The following is a 19813-nucleotide window of genomic DNA, read 5'->3' on the forward strand; positions in this document are numbered from 1 at the left end:
CGGCTTCCATCACCACGCAACCCTGTGCATCGCGGCTTACGGATTCCTCATCGCCGAGCAGGCGACGATTCCCCCCTCAGGACCACGTTCCACCGCGCCGGTCCAGATCCCTCCCTTACCCGACAATTATCGACCCAGAGGATCTGCCCTTGCGGCCTGAACGCCACGTCCCGAACTCGATCGCAACCATGCGTGTGCGGCTGAGCCGGGCCCTCAGCAAAATGATCATACGATGCCCGTGTTGCGGCGCCGTCGCAGCATCACGCACGCGCAGAAAAATCATGACGCAGTAAGACTAACCCGCCCTACGCACTATTGGCCTGGGAGTTTGAGTTTAGGAGGAGGCAAGATGCGCTGCGGCAGGCGGCAGCCGCACTTGGGTTCTTCGGTCGTGGCTGGAATGATTTGGGCTTTAATTCGGCTGGATCGCTGCGCCTGCATGCTAGACAATAGAGCCCTATGTCCAGGTGGCTCAAGAACCTTCTGTTCGGGATTTGGGGTCTTCTGCTCGTCCCGCTGATCGCGCCTGCCGTCAAAAAATGGTTGGAGGAAAACATCTTCTCCGATCCTGAGGGTATGGCCACGGCGGCGTTTCGTGACACAACGGCCATGCCCGTTTTCAGTAACTTCCTGGCACTGGGCCAACAGCCCTGGTTCAAACTTGCGCTGGTCTTCCTGACCGGAATTGTCGTTGGCGTCTCACGGGAATGGCTGAACCGGAGGTCGGACGAGAAGAAAGCCTCCGAGCTGCGCAGCCTCGGCTGGAATTTTCGCAGTCTTTCAGAGAGCATCAGGACCCGGACCGCGTCGTCGCGATGGCCGGACAGTGTGCCTGATCTCAAGCCTGCACTGCTGTCGGCATTGAGCTCAGCCAGCAAATTCGAGCTGTGGGTCCCGAACGAGCACGTGTACCACTTGCCGGATGCGTCATTCCTTTGTGAATACCTCACATGCGTCGGCAGGCTTTTGGAGGATGGCGATTTTAGCGAAGCCAGGAGGAAGCGCTCTCCTGGAGGCCATTTCTCGAAAAGGGGGCACCGTCCTGAGCGCGCAATCAATCGCCCGCCATGTGTCACAGCGAGCTTCGTAGGGTAGGTCAGCGAAGCGTAACCCACCGAAGTCTCGGATACGCGGTTGGTGCGGCCGGTGGGTTTCGCTGCGCTAACCCACCTACAACACCTGTCACAATGGCAAATTGTCGTGCTTCTTCGCCGGCATCTCGATCTTCTTGTGCTTCAGCATCGCCAGCGCGCGGGCGATCCGCTTCCTGGTCGAATGGGGCATGATGACGTCGTCGATGTAGCCGCGCTCGGCGGCAATGAACGGTGACAGGAAGCGGTCTTCGTATTCCTTGGTGCGCTTGGCGATCGCCTCGGGGTCGTTCATGTCGCTGCGGAAGATGATTTCCACCGCGCCCTTGGCGCCCATCACGGCGATCTGCGCGGTCGGCCAGGCGTAGTTCATGTCGGCGCCGATTTCCTTTGACGCCATCACGTCGAAGGCGCCGCCATAGGCCTTGCGGGTGATGACGGTGACGAGTGGCACCGTGCATTGCGAGTACGCAAACAGCAATTTCGCGCCGTGCTTGATCAGGCCGCCATATTCCTGCGCGGTGCCCGGCAGGAAGCCCGGCACATCGACAAACGTCACGATCGGGATGTTGAAGGCGTCGCAGAACCGGACGAAGCGCGCGGCCTTGCGCGAAGCATCGCTGTCGAGCACGCCGGCCAGCACCATCGGTTGGTTGGCTACGAAGCCGACGGTGCGGCCGGCGATGCGGCCGAAGCCGGTGACGATGTTTTTGGCGAAGGCTTCCGATATTTCGAAGAAGTCGCCCTCGTCCACGACCTTGAGGATCAACTCCTTCATGTCGTAGGGCTTGTTCGGATTGTCGGGGATCAGCGTATCCAGCGACATGTCAACGCGGCCGATGTCGTCAAAACTCGGCCATTCCGGCACGCCGTCGGTATTGTTGGACGGCAGGAAGTCGATCAGCCGGCGCATCTGCAACAGCGTCTCGACGTCGTTCTCGAAGGCGCCGTCGGCGATCGAGGAGCGCGTCGCATGCACCGAGGCGCCGCCGAGCTCTTCCGCCGTCACGACCTCATTGGTGACGGTCTTCACCACGTCGGGGCCGGTGACGAACATGTAGCTGGTGTTCTTCACCATGAAGATGAAATCGGTCATCGCGGGCGAATAGACGTCGCCGCCGGCGCACGGGCCCATGATGACGGAGATTTGCGGGATCACGCCCGAGGCGATGACGTTGCGGCGGAACACATAGGAATAGCCCGCGAGCGCCGCCACGCCTTCCTGGATGCGCGCGCCGCCGGCGTCATAGAGGCCGATGATCGGCGCCCTCGCCTTCATCGCCATGTCCTGCAGCTTTGTGATCTTCAGCGCATGGGTTTCCGACAGCGAGCCGCCGAACACGGTAAAATCCTTGGCGAACACAAACGTCTTGCGGCCGTTGACGGTGCCCCAGCCGGTGACGACGCCATCGCCCGGCACTTTTGTTTTCTCCATGCCGAATTCGGTCGAGCGGTGCTCGACGAACATGTCGAATTCCTCGAACGAGCCCTTGTCGAGCAAAAGCTCGATGCGCTCGCGCGCGGTCAATTTTCCGCGGGCGTGCTGCGCCTCGATGCGCTTCTCGCCGCCGCCGAGCTTGGCGCCGGCGCGCCGTTCTTCGAGGGTGTCCAGGATATCCTTCATGCTGCTTTCCGCCCGTCTTTAGGTCGATTTAGGGGCCTTCTAACACGGCATTTTCCGATCCGGAAACACCCGTTCCGGCCTCTGGCACCGCCATCCGGCACGCCCTATATGCCCATCCTGATCAGGGGAATGGAATGACCGATACCGCAAGCGCCGACACCTCAGGCGCCGTTACAGGGGGTGTGCGAACGGTGCTGCGGCTCGAGGGATTAGCCCTCTTTATCGGTATGACGCTGCTTTATTATATCTGGGATGGCGACTGGTGGGTTTACGCCCTGCTGTTCTTCGTGCCGGACCTCAGCTTTGCCGCCTATCTGGGAGGACCGCGAACCGGGGCCTTCGTCTACAACGCCGCGCACAGCTACCTCGCGCCGATGGCTATCATGACGACCGGATTTGCAACCGCCGCGCCGCTCACGCTCTCGATCGCCATGATCTGGCTGGCCCATATCGGCTTCGACCGCGCGCTCGGCTACGGGCTGAAATATGCCGCCGGTTTCGGCTTCACCCACATGGGGCGGATCGGGAAGCCTTCGAATTGACAGCCGATTTGTAGCTTGATGTAGTCTCCCCAAAGCTGCCGCAGGACAGCGCAAATTGGGGGGATCGATGCTGGCGAATTGGCGTGTGGCCGTTACGGCCGCGATTTTTTGTACCGGCGCATTGTTCTTTTGCGCCGAAACATCGGCGCAGTCGATCCCGAAGGATATCGCCGCGCGCACTGAAATCTACCCCATTCCGTCGCTGACGATTTCCGACCAGCAGTTTTTGACCGGTGACGCCAATGGCAAGGAGGTCACTGTGGCCGGCGAATTCCGCATTGCGCAAGGTACCGGCAAGCTTCCTGTGGTGATGCTGATGCATGGGTCGAGCGGCGTCGGCGCCGGCATGGACCCCTGGGTGCGCCACTTCAATGCGATGGGAATCTCGACCTTCGTCATCGACGGCTTCAGCGGCCGCGGGCTGACGATGGTCGGCCCGAACCAGGCGCTGCTCGGCCGGCTCAATTTCATCGTCGACATCTACCGCGCGCTGGAGATCCTCGCCAAACATCCGCGTGTCGATCCTGACAAAATCGTCCTGATGGGATTTTCACGTGGCGGACAGGCCACGCTCTACGCCAGCCTCGAGCGCTTCCACAAGCTCTGGAACAAGTCCGGCGCGCAGTTCGCCGCCTATATTCCGTTCTATCCGGATTGTTCGACGAGTTATGTCACCGACGCTGACGTCGTGGCGCGCCCGATCCGGATTTTTCATGGCACGCCTGACGACTACAACCCCGTCTCGAGCTGCAAGGCCTATCTCGCCCGCCTGCAGGAGGCCAAGCGCGACGTGGTGCTGACGGAATATCCGGATTCCCAGCACGGCTTCGATGCCGGCCTGCTCGGCGTCAGCGCGATCGCCGTTTCAGCCAATGCACAGTCCGCGCGCAATTGCCGGCTCACGGAAGGCGAAAGCGGCGTTCTCATGAACGCCGACACGCAAGCGCCCTTCACCTACAAGGACGCCTGCATCGCGATCAATCCGCATGTCGGCGGCAACCCGGCGACCGCGAAGGAAGCGCAGAAAGCGGTGAGTGATTTCCTACAGGTTTTGTTTAAGCTCGGATAGTTGTACCTGCCCTCAAAGCAACAGCTTGCCCGATAGGTCATTGCCGTTCTGATGCAGCGTCAGCGACGGCACCCCACCGCCTTCCGGCCGCGCGAAGCTGATCTGGGCGTCGACCACGCGACAGAAAAACTCGGCCTCGCTCTCGGCGTAAACCTCGAACTCGGGCTGTGCCGTTGCCTGGATGAACAGCCGCCCGCCATCGGAACGCACCGTCAGGATCAAGGTCGGCGACACCTCGTAACGCCCGGCATAGGTTGCAAGCACGGCAGGATCGACCGGCACCTCGCGGCGAATTTTTGCGAGCGGGTATGCCGCGTTGATGAGATGCATGCCAAGCGCGATATTTGGGTCATAATCGGCCGCATTGGAGAGCAGGATGCAGTTTCGCCGGGTTTTGGTCGAGTAGCCGATGAAGGTCGCATAGCCGCCGGTGCCGCCACTCTTCCAGATCAGTTCATCGCCGAACCGCGACCAAACGAACCAACCCAGCGCCACATCACGCTCCTCCGCGCTTGGACGACGCTCGGAAAGCGTCATCTTCAGCGCGGCAGCGACCGGCCCGTCAGCGGGATTCATGCACATCCGCAAGAATTTCATCAGATCGTTCGCCGTCGAACGGAACGCGCCGGCGCCGGCGAGCACTGAAAAATCCCAGTTCCCGACCGGTGCCAGCGCGGCGCTGTGGCCGCGTGCCAGACGTTGCTGCATCGAGCTCGAAAGCGCAATACGCGTATCCTCCATCCCGAGCGGCGCGCAAATCCGCGAGACGACCAGTTCCTCGTAGCTCTTGCCGGCGCGCCGTTCGAGGATGTGGCCGAGCAGGCCGAAACCGAGATTGGCGTATTCGTAGTGCTTGCCGGGCTTGTGGCCGAGCTTGTGGTTCGAGAGGTAGTCGTAGAGCCGCTCGGCGGTGTAGTCGATGTAAGGATTGCTCCAATCCTTCGGCGCGAAGTTCGACGGCATCCGCGGCAGGCCCGACGTGTAGGTCGCAAGGTCCATCAGCGTGATCGGCGCCCCCTCGAAATCGGGCATCCTGATGCCAGCAGGCAGATATTTCGCCGCAGGGTCATCCGGTGCGAGTTCGCCACGCAGCACCATGTCGGCAAATACTAACGCCGTGAACACCTTCGTGATCGAGCCGATCTCGAAGATCGTATCGCCGTCCAGCGGCCGATTGTCGGAGGAGCCGGATTGACCATGCACCGTGATGCTGTGCCGCTCTCCGTCGAGGAAAGCGGCAACGAGGCTCATCGTTTCACGCCCGACATCCACCCTCTCCTTGAGGATGGCGGCAACATCCTGCCCCGGTGGCATCTGGGCCCAACCCCCATCTGGCTAAAGCGCAAACGCCGAGCCTCCGAACAGCACCGGGCGACGATGCGGCATGCAATAGCCCCCTGGTAGCCATGGCAAGCTAGTACAACTTGCTCCCCCGCACCAGTCGATCGAGCGCGGGAGCCGACCCAATCGTCCGGATATCTACCCAGATATCGGAGAGGCATCGCGATCTCGGGCAACGGAACATCGCCGCACACTATGCCGGGTGAAGGAACCGTGAACCCGTTGGTGGCGTTGATTGCCAAACCGAAGGAGGCCATCAAGATGTCTGGATACAATTACACGCGGATGGCATTACTGGCCACATCGTTATGCCTGGCCGGCAGCGCGGCGCTGGCGGCACCCGCTTCGCCCTTCATCGCCATGGCGGGTACGTGGTCGGGCGGCGGCGTGCTCAGCACCAGTGACGGACAACGCGAGCAATTGCGCTGCCGCGCGTCATACAACGTCGCCGGAAGCGGCGAGCAGCTTCAACTCAATCTGAGGTGCGCCAGCCCGAGCTACAATTTCGATCTCGCAAGCGAAGTCGAATACCGTGGCGGCGCGATTTCGGGCTCATGGAGCGAAGCGAGCCGCAACGCTTCCGGAACACTTACCGGGCGCGCCGCCGGCGATCACGTCGAGGCTGCCGCCCGTGGCAACAACTTTTCAGCCCATCTGTCGCTGACGACCCGTGGCGGCAAGCAGACGGTATCGATCCAGCCCCAGGGCACCAACATCACGGCAGTCTCGCTGGCGTTAAACCGCCGCTGATCGCAACTTAGATCGCCACGATATCGGCGAGGCATTGCTGCACGACCGTCATGCGGGCGGCGATGTGGCTTTGCTCCTTGCAGTCCATGTTCATGGCGAACACCGTCTGCTGGCTGCCTTTCTCGGCCCAACCGACCATCCAGCCGAGTGACGGCTTGCCCTGCTCGGCGCCGAGCAGACCGCTCTTGGCGCGGATGGTGGCGTCGCCGACCTTCGTCACCGGCAGGATATAGCGGGTCAATTCCTGGCTACGCTTGGAGACCGGCAGCACGCCGCGCCGCAGCCGGTCGACGAAATCGATCTGCTGCATCGGGTCGATGCGCAGGTTTCCGGTCAGCCAGAACTGGTCGATGCCGCCGCCGATGTCGCGGTTGCCATAGTCGAACAGGTCGACATATTTCTGCATACGCTCCTGCCCGATGCGGCGCGCGATCTCCTGATACACCGGCACCGCTGATACCGCGATCGCCGAGCGCAGCGTGTGATCCTTGTTCCAGGGCTCGATGCTGCGCGTCACGCCATCCCACTTGAAGACGTCCTTGTCGGGATCTTCGACCACGCCGGTTTCGAGCGCGATGATCGAATTCGGAATCTTGAAGGTCGAGGCCGGCAGCCTTCCCTCGCCCGAGCGCACCTTGTCGCTGGCGATGATCAGATAATCGTCCACCTTGTAGCCGACGAAGGTGCCAACGGTGCCGAGATCGAAAAAGCGCTTGGCCAGGTCGTCGCGAAATTCGCTGCGCTGATAGGAGACGTTGGCAAGGGCGCGCGCGGGCAAAAGGGTGGTCGCAGCAAGGAGGCCGAGCGCATGACGACGATTGATCACAGCGATATCCGAGCTTGTTGAGGGACGGCGAGACGATGCAGATGGCATCGTGGTAAAACAATGACAAGCGGGCCTTTAGCTGCCCGATGTTCCCGACGCAAGCCGGGCCTCCGCTGGCGACGCGAAAGACTTGTAATCAGCGGATCCGCCCCGACAGCCGCAGCACGAAGATCAGCACCTCGGCGACGGCCTTGTAGAGCTCCGGCGGAATTTCGTCGCCGAGTTCGACATGAGACAAGGCGCCCGCCAGCACCTCGTTCTCCTCGATCGGGATGTCGTGTTCCCGGGCGAGCTCGATGATCTTCGCGCCGATGACGCCCTTGCCCTTAGCGACGACGCGCGGGGCGCCGGTCTTGTCGTAATGCAGGGCAACCGCAAGCTTGCTCCTGGTCTCGACGCTCATAGCGCGCGGTCCAGAAAGTGGCCAGCACGGGCGGCGGGTGCGGCCTGCGGCGGCGCGCCGTCGCGTATCACGATCTCGCCGGGCTGCAACTCGGCCCGGCTGAGCGCCTCGCTCAGTTGCGGCGTCCCGGCACGCAGTTGCTCCGCCGTCGCCGGCCGTTCCGCCCAGATCCGCACCGAGGTCTTTTCGCCTGTCAGCGATATCAGCGCGTGAACCGGGCCGGCCGGCTCGACGTCGAGCGAAAACCGCGCGCGCCACACCCGCTTGGCGGCTTCGACAGCTTCGCTGCCGCCATCTCGGGAAATCTCGAACTGCGCCATTGCGGTGCCCTGCGGCGTCACGAAGGGAATTTCGAAATGCCAGCGTGGCGCCATGACGTCAGCTTTCGGGGCCGCATTATCGATGCGATCGGGCAAGGAGGCCACCTGTAGCAGCGTCTGCCGCGCGATGGCGGCATCGGTATCATCGAGCAGATGATGCGCGGTCGCCTCGAGCGCCGCATGCGGCGCGATGGTGGGCGAAGCGATTGGCTGTGCGGCCGGCAGCCCGCCGCGGATTGGCGGCGGCGGCGTGTTGGTATGGAATGTGACGTCGCCGCGAACGTCTTTCGGGCTGGCGGCTGCGAGCCGCACAGGAAGCCCGAGTTCCTGCAGCGCCTCCTGCAGCAGGTTCAGCGTCGCACCGGACGAAGGCCCGGCATCAAGCGCCGCCGCAAGCGGGCTTCGGGCGGCATGGACCGGCAGCGCGAGATTTTCGGCTGCGGGCAATCGCGCCTGCGGCAGCAGGATTTCCGGCATATCGACGGTGGGCGACAAAGGCGCCGCAAGGCTCGCGGCAGCCTGTGGCGCAGCTTGTTGCGCCACAGCCGGGATCGCCGGCGGCGCACTCGTCGAATTGACGCCGAGCGCCGATAGCAGCGTCTGACGCAGCACGATAAGTGCGGCCTTCAGGTCGGGTACGCCGCTTGGAGAAACTGTGCCCGACGCCAGTGACGCTTCGAGGAAGATCCCGGACTTCTGGAATGCCGTCTTGATGTCGGCGCCGTCCAAATTCTGATCGAGACTGGTCTGTTGCGCCAGCACCTGCGCAATCGCCTCTTGCAATTTCGGCGGCAGACTGCCGGACGAAACCGCCGAGCCCAGATTGGCAAACAGCGGCGCCAGGCTGTCCTGCTCGGTCACCGCGGCTTGGGCGGCGGCGGAGACGGTTGCGCGCTCCAGCGGCGTCAGCACGTTCTTCGCTGATACGATAGCCGGCCGATTGACGGCGGCATCAGCCAGCGCATCGGGCGATAAGGTGACGGCGTCGGCGGATGCTCCGGCCGCATCACTGCCCTGCCCGACCACGGCCAGGCGGATGCCGTCCTTGCTCTGCGAGACCGCAAGCTGCAGGTTCTGGCCTTGCTGCAGCGGAATTTCCGAGGCCACGTCGATCGAGAGGCTGGCGATCGCAATGCGCACGAGATCGGCGGACAGCACTTTCAGGACCTGGGCGTTGACCAGGCTGCCCGGCTGCAGGACGAGTTCGGGCGCGATGCCGCCAGCCTCTTGGGCGGCAAGCACCGGGAGAACGGGATTGATGGAAGTCGCCATGATTTGAGGTCTCGGCCAAGCCCGGAGGCTAACCCGGCGTCGTAAACCTCTCCTTAACCGGACGGCGGGCGCTCAGACCTTTAGGGCTTCCAGAATGGTCACCGCGGCCTGGAAATCGACGAACCTAGCGGCGCGGCGGGCTGCGACCTCCTCGTCGACGCCCCATTTCTCGACGTTCCAGTCATCATCGACATGGGCGGCCGCCCAAACCTCGTCGGAATCGAGGGCCCCGCGCAGCAATGCCAATGCCAGTAGCGCGGAGCCTGTCAACGTCGTCACCACATGCAGCGCCGCCACGGACCAGGGGTCGGTCGGAAAAACGCTACGGGCGGCCTTGATCGCCTGCTCCGGCTGGGTCACATGCACGATCCCCTCCGACAGGATGAAATGGGCCCCGAGCTCGTTCGCGGCCCAGCTCAGCACCGGGTCCCAATACGCAGCTTCGCGGGCGACCAGCGCCTCGGGATGGCCGGCGCGATAGAACAGCAGATCCGTGCCGAGGTATTTTGCGACATCGTCGGCCACGGCATCGACGCGATCGGCGACCTCGGCAACAGAATTCGCAAAGCGCGTCAGCGGCATCGTCAGCGGGTCGATGATCTCGCCTTGCGCATTCCATTCGGCGGCGATCTGCTCGGCGATGGCGCCCGCTGGCGCTATGACCTGGCGGCCCGACGGCGTGCGGATCGGCTTGCCGTCGAGCGTCACGGCAAACCCGCCATCGGCCGGCGCGACGCCGGCTTCCTTGTAGAAGCGCTTGCGCTGGGGCGCGCGCGTGGCGCGGCGCACCGCCTCGGTCGGATCGAGCGGAGACTGTCCAGCGGCTTCATCGAATAGTTCGCGCATGCGGTGTCCAGCGGTCGGTGATAGTCCAGTCCCGACAATACGATGCCGGTGGATGCAAATAAAGGCGATGAGGAAGTTGCGGCGGCAAGCCGCTAAGCTGGTTCCGCTGGCCGCGTCGCAGCCCGCCTGCTTGTGCTCGGTTCCGTTCGCCGGAATAGCCGTTTCGCCACTCGCGTCCCGGAATGACGGAGGCTTGGTGCGCTCACGGCCTTTGATAGATCACCTTTCCCGCCCGGATCGTGTAGGCAATCTTGGCGAAGTTGATGACGTCGGCGAGCGGATCGCCTTCGAGCACGACGAGGTCGGCGTCGAATCCCTTCTCAACCCGTCCCTTCTTCGCCGCCTTAAAATATTGCGCGGGATTGGTGGTCAGCGACGCCAGGATCTGACGTTCCGACAGCGCGCGGTGCATCAATTCGTATTCGAGCGTGGTGTCGTAATAGCTGGTGAAGCCCACGTCGGTGCCGAACAGGACCGGACCGCCATTGTCGGAGAACGCCTTGAGCTGACTGACGGTCGAAGCAACGAGGCGCGCAGCGATATCCGGACCGACCGGAAGCTTTGCAAACAGCGACAGCGTCGGCACCAGGGCAATGCCCTGCTGCTTGAACTGTGCGAGCTGCTCGGGCGAATAGACCGGTTCGCCGGCAACGGTGTGCGCCATGACGTCGACGCCCGCCGCGATGACGGCGTCGACGCCCGCCATGTTTTGTGGATGGGCGAACACTGGCTTGCCGGCAGCATGCGCCACATCGACCGCCGACTTGGCGATGGCCGGGTCCATGTTCACGACCGGCTTGCCGGTGCCCTTGAAGGAGCCGGTGAACAGTTTGAGGCCATCGAGCCCGAAGCCAATATAGGTGCGCGTCAATTGCGTGGCTTCTTCCGGCGTGGAAGCTTCCGGCAGCTTCATCTCGGCCGGCAGGTAGGCGGGATGGCCATCCCTGGGAAAGATGCTGCCTGCCGTATAAATATCCGGGCCCGGCACTTCGCCGGAGTTAACCCGATGGCGCAGCGCGAGCGTATCTCTTCCGTCTGAACCGATGTCCCAGACGGTCGTAAAGCCCCAGCGCGTCAGCATCTCGCGCATATGCTCTTGCAATGGCGCGGCGGGAACGGAGCCGGCGTTCCGCCATACGGCTTGCGTGAAATGGACGTGGCTGTTCCAGAAGCCGGCGACCACCGTCTTGCCGGTGCAGTCGATGACGCGTGCATCGGAGGGAATCTGCACGTCGCTGCGGCTTCCCAGCGCGGCGATGGCGCCATTGGCGGTGAGAACCACGGCGCCGGCGAGCGGCGCAGCGTCGGGCGAAGCGTAGACACTCCCGCCGACGAGGGCGAGCGTCTGAGCGTTGGCCGTTGCGCCGATACCGGCGGCCGTCGCAACAAGGCAATGGAGAAGCGCGGTGCGAAGCAGATTTCCGATCATGCGGAGTCCTCAATCGGATAACATAGCCGAACAATATGCGATGCACGCGCTTCCGGTTTGACAGTTATTGCGCTTTCGGCAGGCGGATGGCCGCGTCATTCCTCCGGCGCGTTCTCGATCGGATCGAACCGATCATGCTCCAGTCCGAGCAGATTCCAGGATTGCAGCATGTGCGGCGGCAGCGGCGCGCTGACATCGATCACGCCGCCGCGCGGGTGCGGGATCACGATCCGCCGCGCCAGCAGATGCAGGCGATTCTGCAGTCCGCCCGGCAGGTCCCAGTTCTCCTTGTTGAAGTATTTGGGATCGCCGACGATGGCGTGGTCGATATGCGCCATGTGGGCGCGCAATTGATGGGTTCGCCCGGTGACCGGCTTCAGCGACACCCAGGCGAGTTTTTGCGCCGAGGTCTCCACCACCGCATAGTACGTCACTGCGTGGCTGGCGCCCTCGTCGCCATGCTTGGCCACCCGCATGATGCTGTCTTCCTCGCTCTCCTCCTTGGCGAGGTAGGTCGAGATGCGGCCCTGCTTCGGCTTCGGCACGCCCGCCACCAGCGCCCAGTAAATCTTGCGCGCCGAGCGGTGGCGGAACGATCCGGTCAAGGCGGTGGCGGCAAAGCGGGTCTTGGCGACGAGAAGACAGCCCGACGTTTCCCTGTCGAGCCGGTGCACCAGCCGCGGCTTCTGCCCCTTGGCATCGCGCATCACCTCCAGCATCTGGTCGACATTGCGCGTGATGCCGGAGCCGCCCTGCACGGCAAGCCCCGCCGGCTTGTTCAGCACCAGGACGTCGGCGTCTTCGTAAAGCGTCATCTCTTTTAGCGCCTGCAGCGTCTTGGTGGCGGCTTCGGAGAGCGCACCTGCGCCCTTCGGCGCATCGAGCCGCAGCGGGGGAATGCGGACGCTCTGGCCTTCTTCCAGCCGGTCCTTGCTGTCGGCGCGCTTGCCGTTGACGCGCAGCTCGCCCTTCCGGACGATGCGCTGGATGTGAGAGAACGACAGGCCGGGAAAGCGCGCCTCGAGGAAGCGGTCGACCCGCATGTTGTTCTCGTCGGCGGTGACGACGACGGTCTCAACTTTCGTCGGCAGCGGCACTTCGGCCTTGGCCTTTTCGGGCTCGACGAACACGGCAGCCGGCTTCTCCCGGCGCGGCTCGGCAACTCGCGCGGGCTTGCCGCCCGGACGCTTTCCTTGCGGCCGATCACCGGACGGCTTGTCGCGAAAAGGTGTAGCGCCTCTGGGGCGATCGCCCGACGAACGCGACTTGGCTAGCGGTTTTCGGTCGCGGCGGCTCATCTGCTTTCGGCTCCAAAGGTGAGCCCTTCGGTAGCGCAAATGCAGCGAATCGTCACGGTGAAATCGGCCCAAATTAGCTATTGGATCGGCCATGTTAGGCCGAATACTGAAGAAACGAAGGAGCATTGGGGATGGCATCTTCGAGAACAGCGCTGGCCGCAATAGCGCTGTCCTCGCGAGCACGGCCTTTACGGAACGCAGCTCGATTCGGAGGATCTGGCCTGGAAACTCCTCGAACTCAACCGCATCGGCCCGCCAAAGATCGCCGCGCTACTTCCTTCACTTGACTCCAGATTTTGGACTGCGTACTATAAAAAATGTAGTAACCGGAGTTTGTCCGATGCCAGCAGCATCCTCCGTTGCCCGTCCAACCGGCATTCGCAGCTTTTGGCTTGGCTTTGCCGCCTACCTGCTTCCCTCGTTTCCGATCGCCTATGTCTGGCACCTCGTCCTGTTCGCGCAGAAGTACCACGCGCTGCAGATCTACCGCGACGAGCCGGTGATCGCCTTTGGACTGGGTTCGATGATCATCCAGGGCGCGATGTTCTCGTGGTTGTTCCCGCGCGTATTCGCACAACGTAGCGGCTCGTTCCTGAAGGATGGGCTCCTGTACGGGCTTGGCGCTGGCCTGCTGTCGTGGTCGTTCACCACACTCGCTGTTGCAGCCAAGAATGTGATGGTTTCCGTGCCGGATTACGTGCTGCTCGAAACCGCATTCACGATCCTGCAATTCGCCGTCGCGGGGCCGTTGATCGCCCTCGCTTACCGAAGATGACACGGAGGAAACCAACCGCAAGGCATGAGCAATCTTCACTATCCGCAATTCTGCGCACTCGCCCGGGCGGCGGAGATTATCGGCGAGCGCTGGACTCTCCTGATCATCCGCGAGCTTCTTCTTGGGCCGAAGCGATTTGGCGATCTCCTGGACCATCTTGACGGCATGAGTCCCACCTTGCTGATAACGCGCCTCACCGCGCTGATCGAGTGCAACGTCGTGCGGCGGACCGCCTTGCCCCCGCCGGCCAATGCGCAGGTGTACGAATTGACCGAGATTGGCCGGGAAGTTCAGCCTGCGATCCGCGAGTTGATCCGCTGGGGCGGCCGCTTCCTGTTCCCACCGGTGCCGGGCGACACCTTCGAGCCGGATTGGGTGCTGCTTGGCCTCGATGCCATTGCGAAGCGTTCACCGGTGCCGGAAATCAGGGTCGGCCTCGTGGTCACCCACGGCAAGGGATCCGCAGGCTTCACCGTCGCGGGCGGCGGCTTCGGGACGGCCATCGAGAGAGGCATCACCGATTGCAAGGGAACGCTCGAAGCCCCATTCGACGCGGTACTGCAGATTGTCGGGACGAGCGTATCCGTTCAGGACGCGATCGAGGCCAAGCGGGCCAGAGTAAGCGGCTCGATGGCGCTGGTCCGCAAACTTCCCCTTCTGTTCGACCTTGCGGAACGCCGGCGCATGACGCCCGCGTCAAACTGACGGGAGGGACCGGTGGCCTGGACGAAATCACCGCAGTCGCTGATCGATCTGTTCGACAAATCGGTTCCGTCAGGCGAGGCGATCGCACCAAAGGCGAAGCCTCAAAAGAGAAAGCAATTGCCCCGATCGGTGAAAGGAGTCGAGCATGAAGAAGTTTGTGCTGTTGCATTACGGATTTGAAAAGCCCACTCCGGAAATCATGGCCGCCTGGGGCAAGTGGTTCGAGGCCACCAAGCCTCATACCGTCGACATGGGTGGCTTCGGCAATGGTCGCGAAATCTCGAAGGGCGGAACGAAGGACCTCCCGCTCGGCCCCGACTCGATCACCGGCTTCACAATTGTCAACGCGGCAACGCTCGATGACGCCGAGAAGATGGCGCAAGGCAACCCTTTCATTTCGAGCATTCGAGTCTACGAAGTAAGATCGGGCTGACGCGGAAGACCACCGCGCTATCTACACTGCGCGGCGTTTCTCACGGCGGTCAGGTCGCCCCCGGAATTGTTTGACGGACGGCGCTTGGCGGCCTCCTCCGCCGCCGCGCAGGCCGCTGCCGCGTCACCGTTTTGGAAACGCGCTATGGCAAGATTGGTCCAGGCATCACTGAAGTCAGGCGCATCCTTGACCGCCTGCTCCAGCACCGGCAGCGCGTCGCGCGGGCGTTTCGCGATCAGCAACATGCGGCCATAATCGGCCCTCAGCGCCTTCACCGGATTGGGCTGTTTGAGCGCGATCCCGAACAGTTCGTCGGCGGCGTCGAGGTCATTGAAGCGAAATTGAGCGACCACTGCGAGGCCGTGATAGATGGCGCTCTGCTCGGGTGAAATGAGGAACGCCTGGTTAAATCGCAGTGCGGCCTCTCGTATCTTGCCGGTATTGATCGCCCTCCAGCCACGCATGGTTATTTCGTCGAAGGCCTTCTCGCGAGAGCCGGTCGCCCCGACGATGGCGCCGACGAATTTCTCGTCTGAGGCTTTCTCTTCCGGATTCTTGACTGCAAAGCCGAAGAACGGCTGCTCGTTGATCGGTGCCGTATAGCTTCGCTTCGTCACCTGCACACCCGGTGCCACCTCGATGCTATCGGCGGCTGCAGGGAGCGTCGACGCCAGGGTCACGACGAAGGCGACTGCCACGATTGTTCGTCCAAAACACTTTCCGAAACGGTTCATTCGCGCTGGCCTCGTTCCCTACGCAACTTCGCCCAGTAATCCAGCCGTTTGCGGATTTCGCGCTCAAAGCCGCGGTCCGGTGGATTGTAAAAGGTCTGCCGCCCCAACGCTTCCGGGAAGTAGTCCTGCCCGGAGAAGGCGTCCGGCGCGTCGTGGTCGTATTCGTAGCCCGCGCCATAACCTTCCGACTTCATCAGCCTGGTCGGCGAATTCAGAATATGTTTTGGCGGCAGCAGCGAACCGCCCTCCTTCGCCGTACGCATCGCCGCGCCAAAGGCCATGTAGGCGGCGTTCGATTTCGGCGCGGTGGCGAGATAGATCACGGCCTGCGCGATTGCGAGCTCGCCCTCAGGATGGCCGAGGAAGTCGAACGCGTCCTTGGCGGCGTTGCAGATCACCAGCGCCTGCGGATCGGCAAGGCCGATGTCCTCGACCGCCATTCGGACCACGCGCCGCGCCAAAAACAGCGGGTCCTCGCCGGCATCCAGCATGCGCGCGAGGTAGTACAGCGCGGCATCGGGATCCGAGCCGCGCACCGATTTATGCAGCGCCGAGATCAGGTTGTAGTGGCCGTCGGCGGATTTGTCGTAGATCGGCGCGCGGCGCTGCAGGATTTCCTGCAATTGGGCGGCGTTGAAGATTTCGTCCTTGCGCGCGGCGCGCCAGACCTCTTCGGCCAAGGTCAGCGCGGCGCGGCCGTCGCCATCGGCCATCCGCACCAGCACGGCGCGCGCCTCGGCATCGAGCGGCAGTCTTCGGCCCTCGACCTTTTCGGCATGCGCAAAGAGTTTTTCGATCGCGGCGGCATCGAGCGAGTGGAACACCAGCACGCGGGCCCGCGACAACAACGCGGCGTTGAGCTCGAATGACGGGTTTTCGGTGGTGGCGCCGACCAGCACCACGGTGCCGTCTTCCATCACGGGCAGGAATGAATCCTGCTGCGCGCGATTGAAGCGATGCACCTCATCGACGAACAACAGCGTGCCCTTGCCCATCTCGCGCCGGGCGCGCGCCGCGTCGAACACCTTTTTCAGATCGGCGACGCCGGAAAACACCGCCGAAATCTGCTCGAAATGCAGTTCGGTGGCGTCCGCCAGCAGCCGCGCCACCGTGGTCTTGCCGGTGCCGGGCGGCCCCCAGAATACCAGCGAGCCCAGCGTGCGCGTCTCCAGCATGCGCGTCAGCGCGCCGTCGGGGCCGAGGATGTGATCCTGTCCGACGACATCGGCCAGCGAGCGCGGGCGCAGCCGGTCTGGAAGCGGACGCGGCGCATCCTCCTCCATCCCTGCCGCCGCAAAGAGATTAGTCGCCTCGCGGGGTTTCTTCGGGCTCATCCGCCGAGCGTCACGTTGATCTGCTGGCCGCCGCGCACCACAACGATGCGCCACAGCCTGGACGATGTCTTTGAAGCCTTGTCGAGATCGCTGGTCTTGTTGATCTTCTGATTGTTGACTGCAAGGATGATGTCGCCTTTCTGGAAGCCGACGCTGGCCGCAGTACCGTCATCGGCGAGATCGATCACCACGACGCCCTCGGTCTGCGAATCCAAGTGCAGCTCGTCGGCAACCGCCGGCGAAATATTGGCGACCTTGGCGCCCTGGAACGGCGAGCGCGCGGTAAGCACGATTTCATCGCGGTTGGTGTCGGGGGCGGTCTCCAGCGGTACCGCGACCTTGACGGTCTTTCCGCCACGCTGCACGTCGATTTGCGCGGCGCCGCCGAGCTGTCTTGTGGCGAAGCGATAGTCGAACGCGTTGGGATCGTCGATCGGCTGCCCTTCGATGGCGACGATCAGGTCCGACGCTTTCAGCCCGGCGCGCGCGGCCGGACTGTTCGGCGCGACATTGGCGACCAGAGCGCCGTTCGGCAGTTTCAGCCCCAGCGTCTCGGCGATTTCGGGCGTCACCGCCTGCAGTTTCGCACCCAGCCACGGCCGCTTGACGGCCTTGCCGCCGCTCTTGGCCGAGGCCACGACGACCCGCACCATGTTGGCGGGAATCGCAAAGCCGATTCCCTGCGAGCCGCCGGAGCGCGAAAAGATCGCGGTGTTGATGCCGACCAGCTTGCCGGTCATGTCGACCAGAGCGCCGCCGGAATTGCCCGGATTGATCGCAGCATCAGTCTGAATGAAGAACTGGTAGTCTGTGATGCCGACCTTAGTGCGGGCCAGCGCGGACACGATGCCGTGGGTCACGGTCTGGCCGACGCCGAAGGGATTGCCGATCGCGAGCACGACGTCGCCGACCAGCAATTCATCGGAATTGGCAAAGTCCAGCGTCGCGAATTTTTCCCGTCCGTCCTTCACGCGCAGCACGGCCAGATCCGTACGGCTGTCCTTCAGCACGATCTCGGCCTCGAACTCGCGCTTGTCGGCGAGCGATATCTTGACTTGATCGGCGCCCTCGATGACGTGGTTGTTGGTGACCACGAGCCCGGAAGAATCGACCATCACGCCTGATCCCAGCGAGCGCTGCATCTGCTCGGGCTGCATGCCCGGGACGCCGAAGAAGCGGCGGAAGATCGGGTCATCCAACAGCGGATTGCGGTTCTGTACGGTCTTGGCGGCATAGACGTTCACCACTGCCGGCTGCGCGCGCTGCACGATCGGCGCGTAGGACAGCCGCAACTCGGCGCCCGAAGACGGCACCCGCCGATCCTGTGCCAGCGCCGGCGCTACAACGACTGCGGAAACCAGCAGCAATGCGAAAGAGCGGATCGTCAACGTCATGCAAGAATCCCAAATTGATGGCCTCAGATATAGATGCGAGGCGGTAACGAGAGAAGGTAACTCGGTACACAATACTGCCGGTCAGGCCGCGCGATCGGAAGCTTTGACGGTATCGGAGGCCGGCGCACAGGATAGCCTTTCCTGGTGGCCCTCTCCCCATGCCCTGAGCGTCTCGATCACCGGCCGCAGGCTCTCGCCGATCTCCGATAGCGAGTATTCGACCCGCGGCGGCACCTCGGCATAGACCTTGCGGATCACGAGCTTGTCGTCCTCGAGCGCGCGAAGCTGCTTGGTCAGCATGCGCTGGGTAATTCCGGGCATCCGCCGCCGCAACTCCCCAAAGCGCTGGGTGCCGGCCTGCAGGTGGAACAGGATCACGCCTTTCCACTTGCCGTCGATCAGGTCGAGCGTGGCTTCGACAGCGCAGCCCGGCCGACGGGCAAAATTCCGCCGCTTCATGGGATTTTCCTGGGGCTTTTCCCAATAGTATCCAGAAAGGGACTAGTTCCCCAAATTTACAGTACTTGCCATTCCGATGCCAGCGCGACAGGTAGGCTTCCAACGATTTCACCCAGCCAGGGAGACAGGGACATGAAGGCCGTCGGATACAGAAAATCGCTTCCCATCGAGGACGCGAATTCGCTGATCGATTTTGAAGCTCCCAAGCCAGAACCGACGGGCCGCGACATCCGCGTCGCCGTCAAGGCGATCTCCGCCAACCCGGTCGATTACAAGGTCCGCAAGCGCGCCGCCCCGCCCGAGGGCGAGACAAAAATCCTGGGCTACGACGCCGCTGGCATCGTCGATGCCGTCGGCCCCGACGTCACCCTGTTCAAATCAGGCGACGAGGTATTTTACGCCGGCTCGATCCTGCGCCAGGGAACCAACGCGGAATTTCACTTGGTCGACGAGCGGATCGTTGGCAAGAAGCCGAGATCGCTGTCGTTCGCGCAGGCCGCAGCGCTGCCGCTGACGTCGATCACCGCCTGGGAATTGCTGTTCGACCGGCTCGGCGCCGTGCCGGGCAAGAGCCTCGATCCGCGCACCTTGCTGATCACCGGCGGCGCCGGTGGCGTCGGCTCGATCCTGACCCAGCTGGCGCGCCGCCTGACCGGGCTGACGGTGGTCGCCACCGCCACGCGTCCGGAGTCGCAGAAATGGTGCCTCGATCTCGGCGCGCATGCCGTGATTGACCATTCCCAGCCGATGAAAGAGCAGATCGAGAAATTGAAAGTGCCGCCGGTCGCGCTGGTCGCGAGCCTCACGTTCACCGACCAGCACTACAAGGCGATCGCGGATTTCATCGCACCACAAGGCAAGTTCGGCCTGATCGACGATCCCCCGGAATTCACTGTCTCGGCCTTCAAGGGGAAGGCGGTGTCGATCCACTGGGAATCGATGTTCACGCGCTCCTCGTTCCAGACGCCTGACATGATCGCCCAGCACCACCTCCTGAACGACGTCTCCAACCTCCTCGACAAGGGCGTGCTGCGTACAACGCTCGACCAGACCTTCGGCACCATCAACGCCGCCAATCTGAAACGGGCCCATGCGCTATTGGAAAGCGGCAAGTCGCGCGGCAAGATCGTGCTGGAGGGCTGGTAGCATGGACGTTACCCGCGAAACG

General features: G+C 63.0%; 21 protein-coding genes and 1 pseudogene. 10 read left to right on the forward strand and 12 right to left on the reverse strand.

The features are described from left to right. Together HCN58_RS35545 and HCN58_RS03510 are read left to right on the forward strand one after the other, a co-directional pair. A pseudogene (locus HCN58_RS35545) lies at positions 1-160 on the forward strand (IS701 family transposase); the annotation flags it as partial. 299 nt (positions 161-459) lie between these two features. Continuing rightward, complete coding sequence (locus HCN58_RS03510; protein WP_171578016.1) at positions 460-1095, forward strand: hypothetical protein; 636 nt, start codon at positions 460-462, stop codon at positions 1093-1095. An 87-nt stretch (positions 1096-1182) separates the two neighbouring features. Here HCN58_RS03510 and HCN58_RS03515 read toward each other — a convergent pair whose 3' ends face one another. Beyond that, the gene (locus tag HCN58_RS03515; RefSeq protein WP_171578017.1) at positions 1183-2715 is read right to left on the reverse strand and encodes an acyl-CoA carboxylase subunit beta; all 1533 of its coding nucleotides are present in this window, start codon (positions 2713-2715) and stop codon (positions 1183-1185) included. 134 nt (positions 2716-2849) lie between these two features. Here HCN58_RS03515 and HCN58_RS03520 point away from each other — a divergent pair, with 134 nt between their 5' ends. Together HCN58_RS03520 and HCN58_RS03525 are read left to right on the forward strand one after the other, a co-directional pair. Beyond that, positions 2850-3257 carry a DUF4260 domain-containing protein gene (locus HCN58_RS03520; protein WP_171578018.1) on the forward strand — a complete coding sequence of 136 codons (408 nt, stop codon included), beginning with the start codon at positions 2850-2852 and terminating at the stop codon, positions 3255-3257. A 67-nt stretch (positions 3258-3324) separates the two neighbouring features. Then, positions 3325-4326, forward strand: a complete 1002-nt coding sequence (locus tag HCN58_RS03525; protein WP_171578019.1) for a dienelactone hydrolase family protein — start codon at positions 3325-3327, stop codon at positions 4324-4326. Positions 4327-4338: 12 nt separating this feature from the next. Here the strand turns inward: HCN58_RS03525 and HCN58_RS03530 are convergent, their stop codons facing one another. Further along, positions 4339-5577: a serine hydrolase gene (locus HCN58_RS03530; protein WP_171578020.1), complete on the reverse strand. Its 1239-nt coding sequence runs from the start codon at positions 5575-5577 to the stop codon at positions 4339-4341. Positions 5578-5928: 351 nt separating this feature from the next. On the opposite strand from HCN58_RS03530, the gene HCN58_RS03535 reads away from it, so the two are divergent. Continuing rightward, on the forward strand, positions 5929-6417 hold the full coding sequence (locus tag HCN58_RS03535; RefSeq protein ID WP_171578021.1) for a hypothetical protein: 489 nt from the start codon (positions 5929-5931) through the stop codon (positions 6415-6417). A gap of 7 nt (positions 6418-6424) precedes the next feature. Here the strand turns inward: HCN58_RS03535 and HCN58_RS03540 are convergent, their stop codons facing one another. From HCN58_RS03540 to HCN58_RS03565, 6 genes are all read right to left on the reverse strand, one after another. After that, entirely contained in the window at positions 6425-7243 is an 819-nt protein-coding gene (locus HCN58_RS03540) for a penicillin-binding transpeptidase domain-containing protein (RefSeq protein ID WP_171578022.1), read from the reverse strand. Positions 7244-7379: 136 nt separating this feature from the next. Then, on the reverse strand, positions 7380-7646 hold the full coding sequence (locus HCN58_RS03545) for an EscU/YscU/HrcU family type III secretion system export apparatus switch protein (RefSeq protein ID WP_171578023.1): 267 nt from the start codon (positions 7644-7646) through the stop codon (positions 7380-7382). Continuing rightward, the gene (gene fliK, locus HCN58_RS03550; RefSeq protein ID WP_171578024.1) at positions 7643-9238 is read right to left on the reverse strand and encodes a flagellar hook-length control protein FliK; all 1596 of its coding nucleotides are present in this window, start codon (positions 9236-9238) and stop codon (positions 7643-7645) included. The genes HCN58_RS03545 and fliK overlap by 4 nt, the downstream gene beginning before the upstream one ends. A gap of 72 nt (positions 9239-9310) precedes the next feature. Next, on the reverse strand, positions 9311-10084 hold the full coding sequence (locus tag HCN58_RS03555) for an ATP12 family chaperone protein (protein ID WP_171578025.1): 774 nt from the start codon (positions 10082-10084) through the stop codon (positions 9311-9313). A 202-nt stretch (positions 10085-10286) separates the two neighbouring features. Further along, positions 10287-11513 carry an amidohydrolase family protein gene (locus HCN58_RS03560; RefSeq protein ID WP_171578026.1) on the reverse strand — a complete coding sequence of 409 codons (1227 nt, stop codon included), beginning with the start codon at positions 11511-11513 and terminating at the stop codon, positions 10287-10289. Positions 11514-11608: 95 nt separating this feature from the next. Further along, on the reverse strand, positions 11609-12811 hold the full coding sequence (locus HCN58_RS03565; protein WP_171578027.1) for an RluA family pseudouridine synthase: 1203 nt from the start codon (positions 12809-12811) through the stop codon (positions 11609-11611). 340 nt (positions 12812-13151) lie between these two features. Here HCN58_RS03565 and HCN58_RS03570 point away from each other — a divergent pair, with 340 nt between their 5' ends. Genes HCN58_RS03570 through HCN58_RS03585 form a run of 4 tightly spaced genes read left to right on the forward strand, consistent with a single transcriptional unit; the run spans position 13152 to position 14724 of the window. After that, positions 13152-13586 carry a hypothetical protein gene (locus HCN58_RS03570; protein WP_171578028.1) on the forward strand — a complete coding sequence of 145 codons (435 nt, stop codon included), beginning with the start codon at positions 13152-13154 and terminating at the stop codon, positions 13584-13586. 24 nt (positions 13587-13610) lie between these two features. After that, positions 13611-14291 carry a winged helix-turn-helix transcriptional regulator gene (locus tag HCN58_RS03575; RefSeq protein ID WP_171578029.1) on the forward strand — a complete coding sequence of 227 codons (681 nt, stop codon included), beginning with the start codon at positions 13611-13613 and terminating at the stop codon, positions 14289-14291. Positions 14292-14303: 12 nt separating this feature from the next. Further along, a complete protein-coding gene (locus HCN58_RS03580; protein ID WP_171578030.1) occupies positions 14304-14471 on the forward strand; it encodes a hypothetical protein in 168 nt (55 codons plus the stop codon). Further along, positions 14437-14724, forward strand: coding sequence for a YciI family protein (locus HCN58_RS03585; protein WP_028349025.1), 288 nt, complete (start codon positions 14437-14439; stop codon positions 14722-14724). Before HCN58_RS03580 ends, HCN58_RS03585 begins: the two co-directional genes overlap by 35 nt. Before the next feature lie 17 nt (positions 14725-14741). On the opposite strand, the gene HCN58_RS03590 is transcribed toward HCN58_RS03585, so the two are convergent. From HCN58_RS03590 to HCN58_RS03605, 4 genes are all read right to left on the reverse strand, one after another. Beyond that, positions 14742-15422, reverse strand: a complete 681-nt coding sequence (locus tag HCN58_RS03590) for a tetratricopeptide repeat protein (RefSeq protein ID WP_311966764.1) — start codon at positions 15420-15422, stop codon at positions 14742-14744. Between the two features lie 32 nt (positions 15423-15454). Continuing rightward, positions 15455-16792, reverse strand: coding sequence for a replication-associated recombination protein A (locus HCN58_RS03595; RefSeq protein ID WP_171578032.1), 1338 nt, complete (start codon positions 16790-16792; stop codon positions 15455-15457). Continuing rightward, the gene (locus HCN58_RS03600) at positions 16789-18186 is read right to left on the reverse strand and encodes a DegQ family serine endoprotease (RefSeq protein ID WP_171578033.1); all 1398 of its coding nucleotides are present in this window, start codon (positions 18184-18186) and stop codon (positions 16789-16791) included. Before HCN58_RS03600 ends, HCN58_RS03595 begins: the two co-directional genes overlap by 4 nt. Before the next feature lie 81 nt (positions 18187-18267). Next, complete coding sequence (locus HCN58_RS03605) at positions 18268-18645, reverse strand: winged helix-turn-helix transcriptional regulator (protein WP_171578034.1); 378 nt, start codon at positions 18643-18645, stop codon at positions 18268-18270. Positions 18646-18777: 132 nt separating this feature from the next. Between HCN58_RS03605 and HCN58_RS03610 the strand changes: the two genes are divergently transcribed. Continuing rightward, positions 18778-19791, forward strand: a complete 1014-nt coding sequence (locus HCN58_RS03610; RefSeq protein WP_171578035.1) for a zinc-binding alcohol dehydrogenase family protein — start codon at positions 18778-18780, stop codon at positions 19789-19791. Positions 19792-19813 lie beyond the last annotated feature (22 nt).

The organism is Bradyrhizobium australiense (genome assembly GCF_013114825.1).
Taxonomy (GTDB): domain Bacteria; phylum Pseudomonadota; class Alphaproteobacteria; order Rhizobiales; family Xanthobacteraceae; genus Bradyrhizobium; species Bradyrhizobium australiense.

Coding starts and splice junctions, on each gene's coding strand:
- HCN58_RS03520 (WP_171578018.1), top strand. CDS start 2,850: ATGACCGATACCGCAAGCGCCGACACCTCAGGCGCCGTTACAGGGGGT.
- HCN58_RS03565 (WP_171578027.1), bottom strand. CDS start 12,811: ATGAGCCGCCGCGACCGAAAACCGCTAGCCAAGTCGCGTTCGTCGGGC.
- HCN58_RS03525 (WP_171578019.1), top strand. CDS start 3,325: ATGCTGGCGAATTGGCGTGTGGCCGTTACGGCCGCGATTTTTTGTACC.
- HCN58_RS03600 (WP_171578033.1), bottom strand. CDS start 18,186: ATGACGTTGACGATCCGCTCTTTCGCATTGCTGCTGGTTTCCGCAGTC.
- HCN58_RS03570 (WP_171578028.1), top strand. CDS start 13,152: ATGCCAGCAGCATCCTCCGTTGCCCGTCCAACCGGCATTCGCAGCTTT.
- HCN58_RS03595 (WP_171578032.1), bottom strand. CDS start 16,792: ATGAGCCCGAAGAAACCCCGCGAGGCGACTAATCTCTTTGCGGCGGCA.
- HCN58_RS03530 (WP_171578020.1), bottom strand. CDS start 5,577: ATGAGCCTCGTTGCCGCTTTCCTCGACGGAGAGCGGCACAGCATCACG.
- HCN58_RS03560 (WP_171578026.1), bottom strand. CDS start 11,513: ATGATCGGAAATCTGCTTCGCACCGCGCTTCTCCATTGCCTTGTTGCG.
- HCN58_RS03605 (WP_171578034.1), bottom strand. CDS start 18,645: ATGAAGCGGCGGAATTTTGCCCGTCGGCCGGGCTGCGCTGTCGAAGCC.
- HCN58_RS03545 (WP_171578023.1), bottom strand. CDS start 7,646: ATGAGCGTCGAGACCAGGAGCAAGCTTGCGGTTGCCCTGCATTACGAC.
- HCN58_RS03535 (WP_171578021.1), top strand. CDS start 5,929: ATGTCTGGATACAATTACACGCGGATGGCATTACTGGCCACATCGTTA.
- HCN58_RS03610 (WP_171578035.1), top strand. CDS start 18,778: ATGAAGGCCGTCGGATACAGAAAATCGCTTCCCATCGAGGACGCGAAT.
- HCN58_RS03585 (WP_028349025.1), top strand. CDS start 14,437: ATGAAGAAGTTTGTGCTGTTGCATTACGGATTTGAAAAGCCCACTCCG.
- HCN58_RS03515 (WP_171578017.1), bottom strand. CDS start 2,715: ATGAAGGATATCCTGGACACCCTCGAAGAACGGCGCGCCGGCGCCAAG.
- HCN58_RS03575 (WP_171578029.1), top strand. CDS start 13,611: ATGAGCAATCTTCACTATCCGCAATTCTGCGCACTCGCCCGGGCGGCG.
- HCN58_RS03510 (WP_171578016.1), top strand. CDS start 460: ATGTCCAGGTGGCTCAAGAACCTTCTGTTCGGGATTTGGGGTCTTCTG.
- HCN58_RS03555 (WP_171578025.1), bottom strand. CDS start 10,084: ATGCGCGAACTATTCGATGAAGCCGCTGGACAGTCTCCGCTCGATCCG.
- fliK (WP_171578024.1), bottom strand. CDS start 9,238: ATGGCGACTTCCATCAATCCCGTTCTCCCGGTGCTTGCCGCCCAAGAG.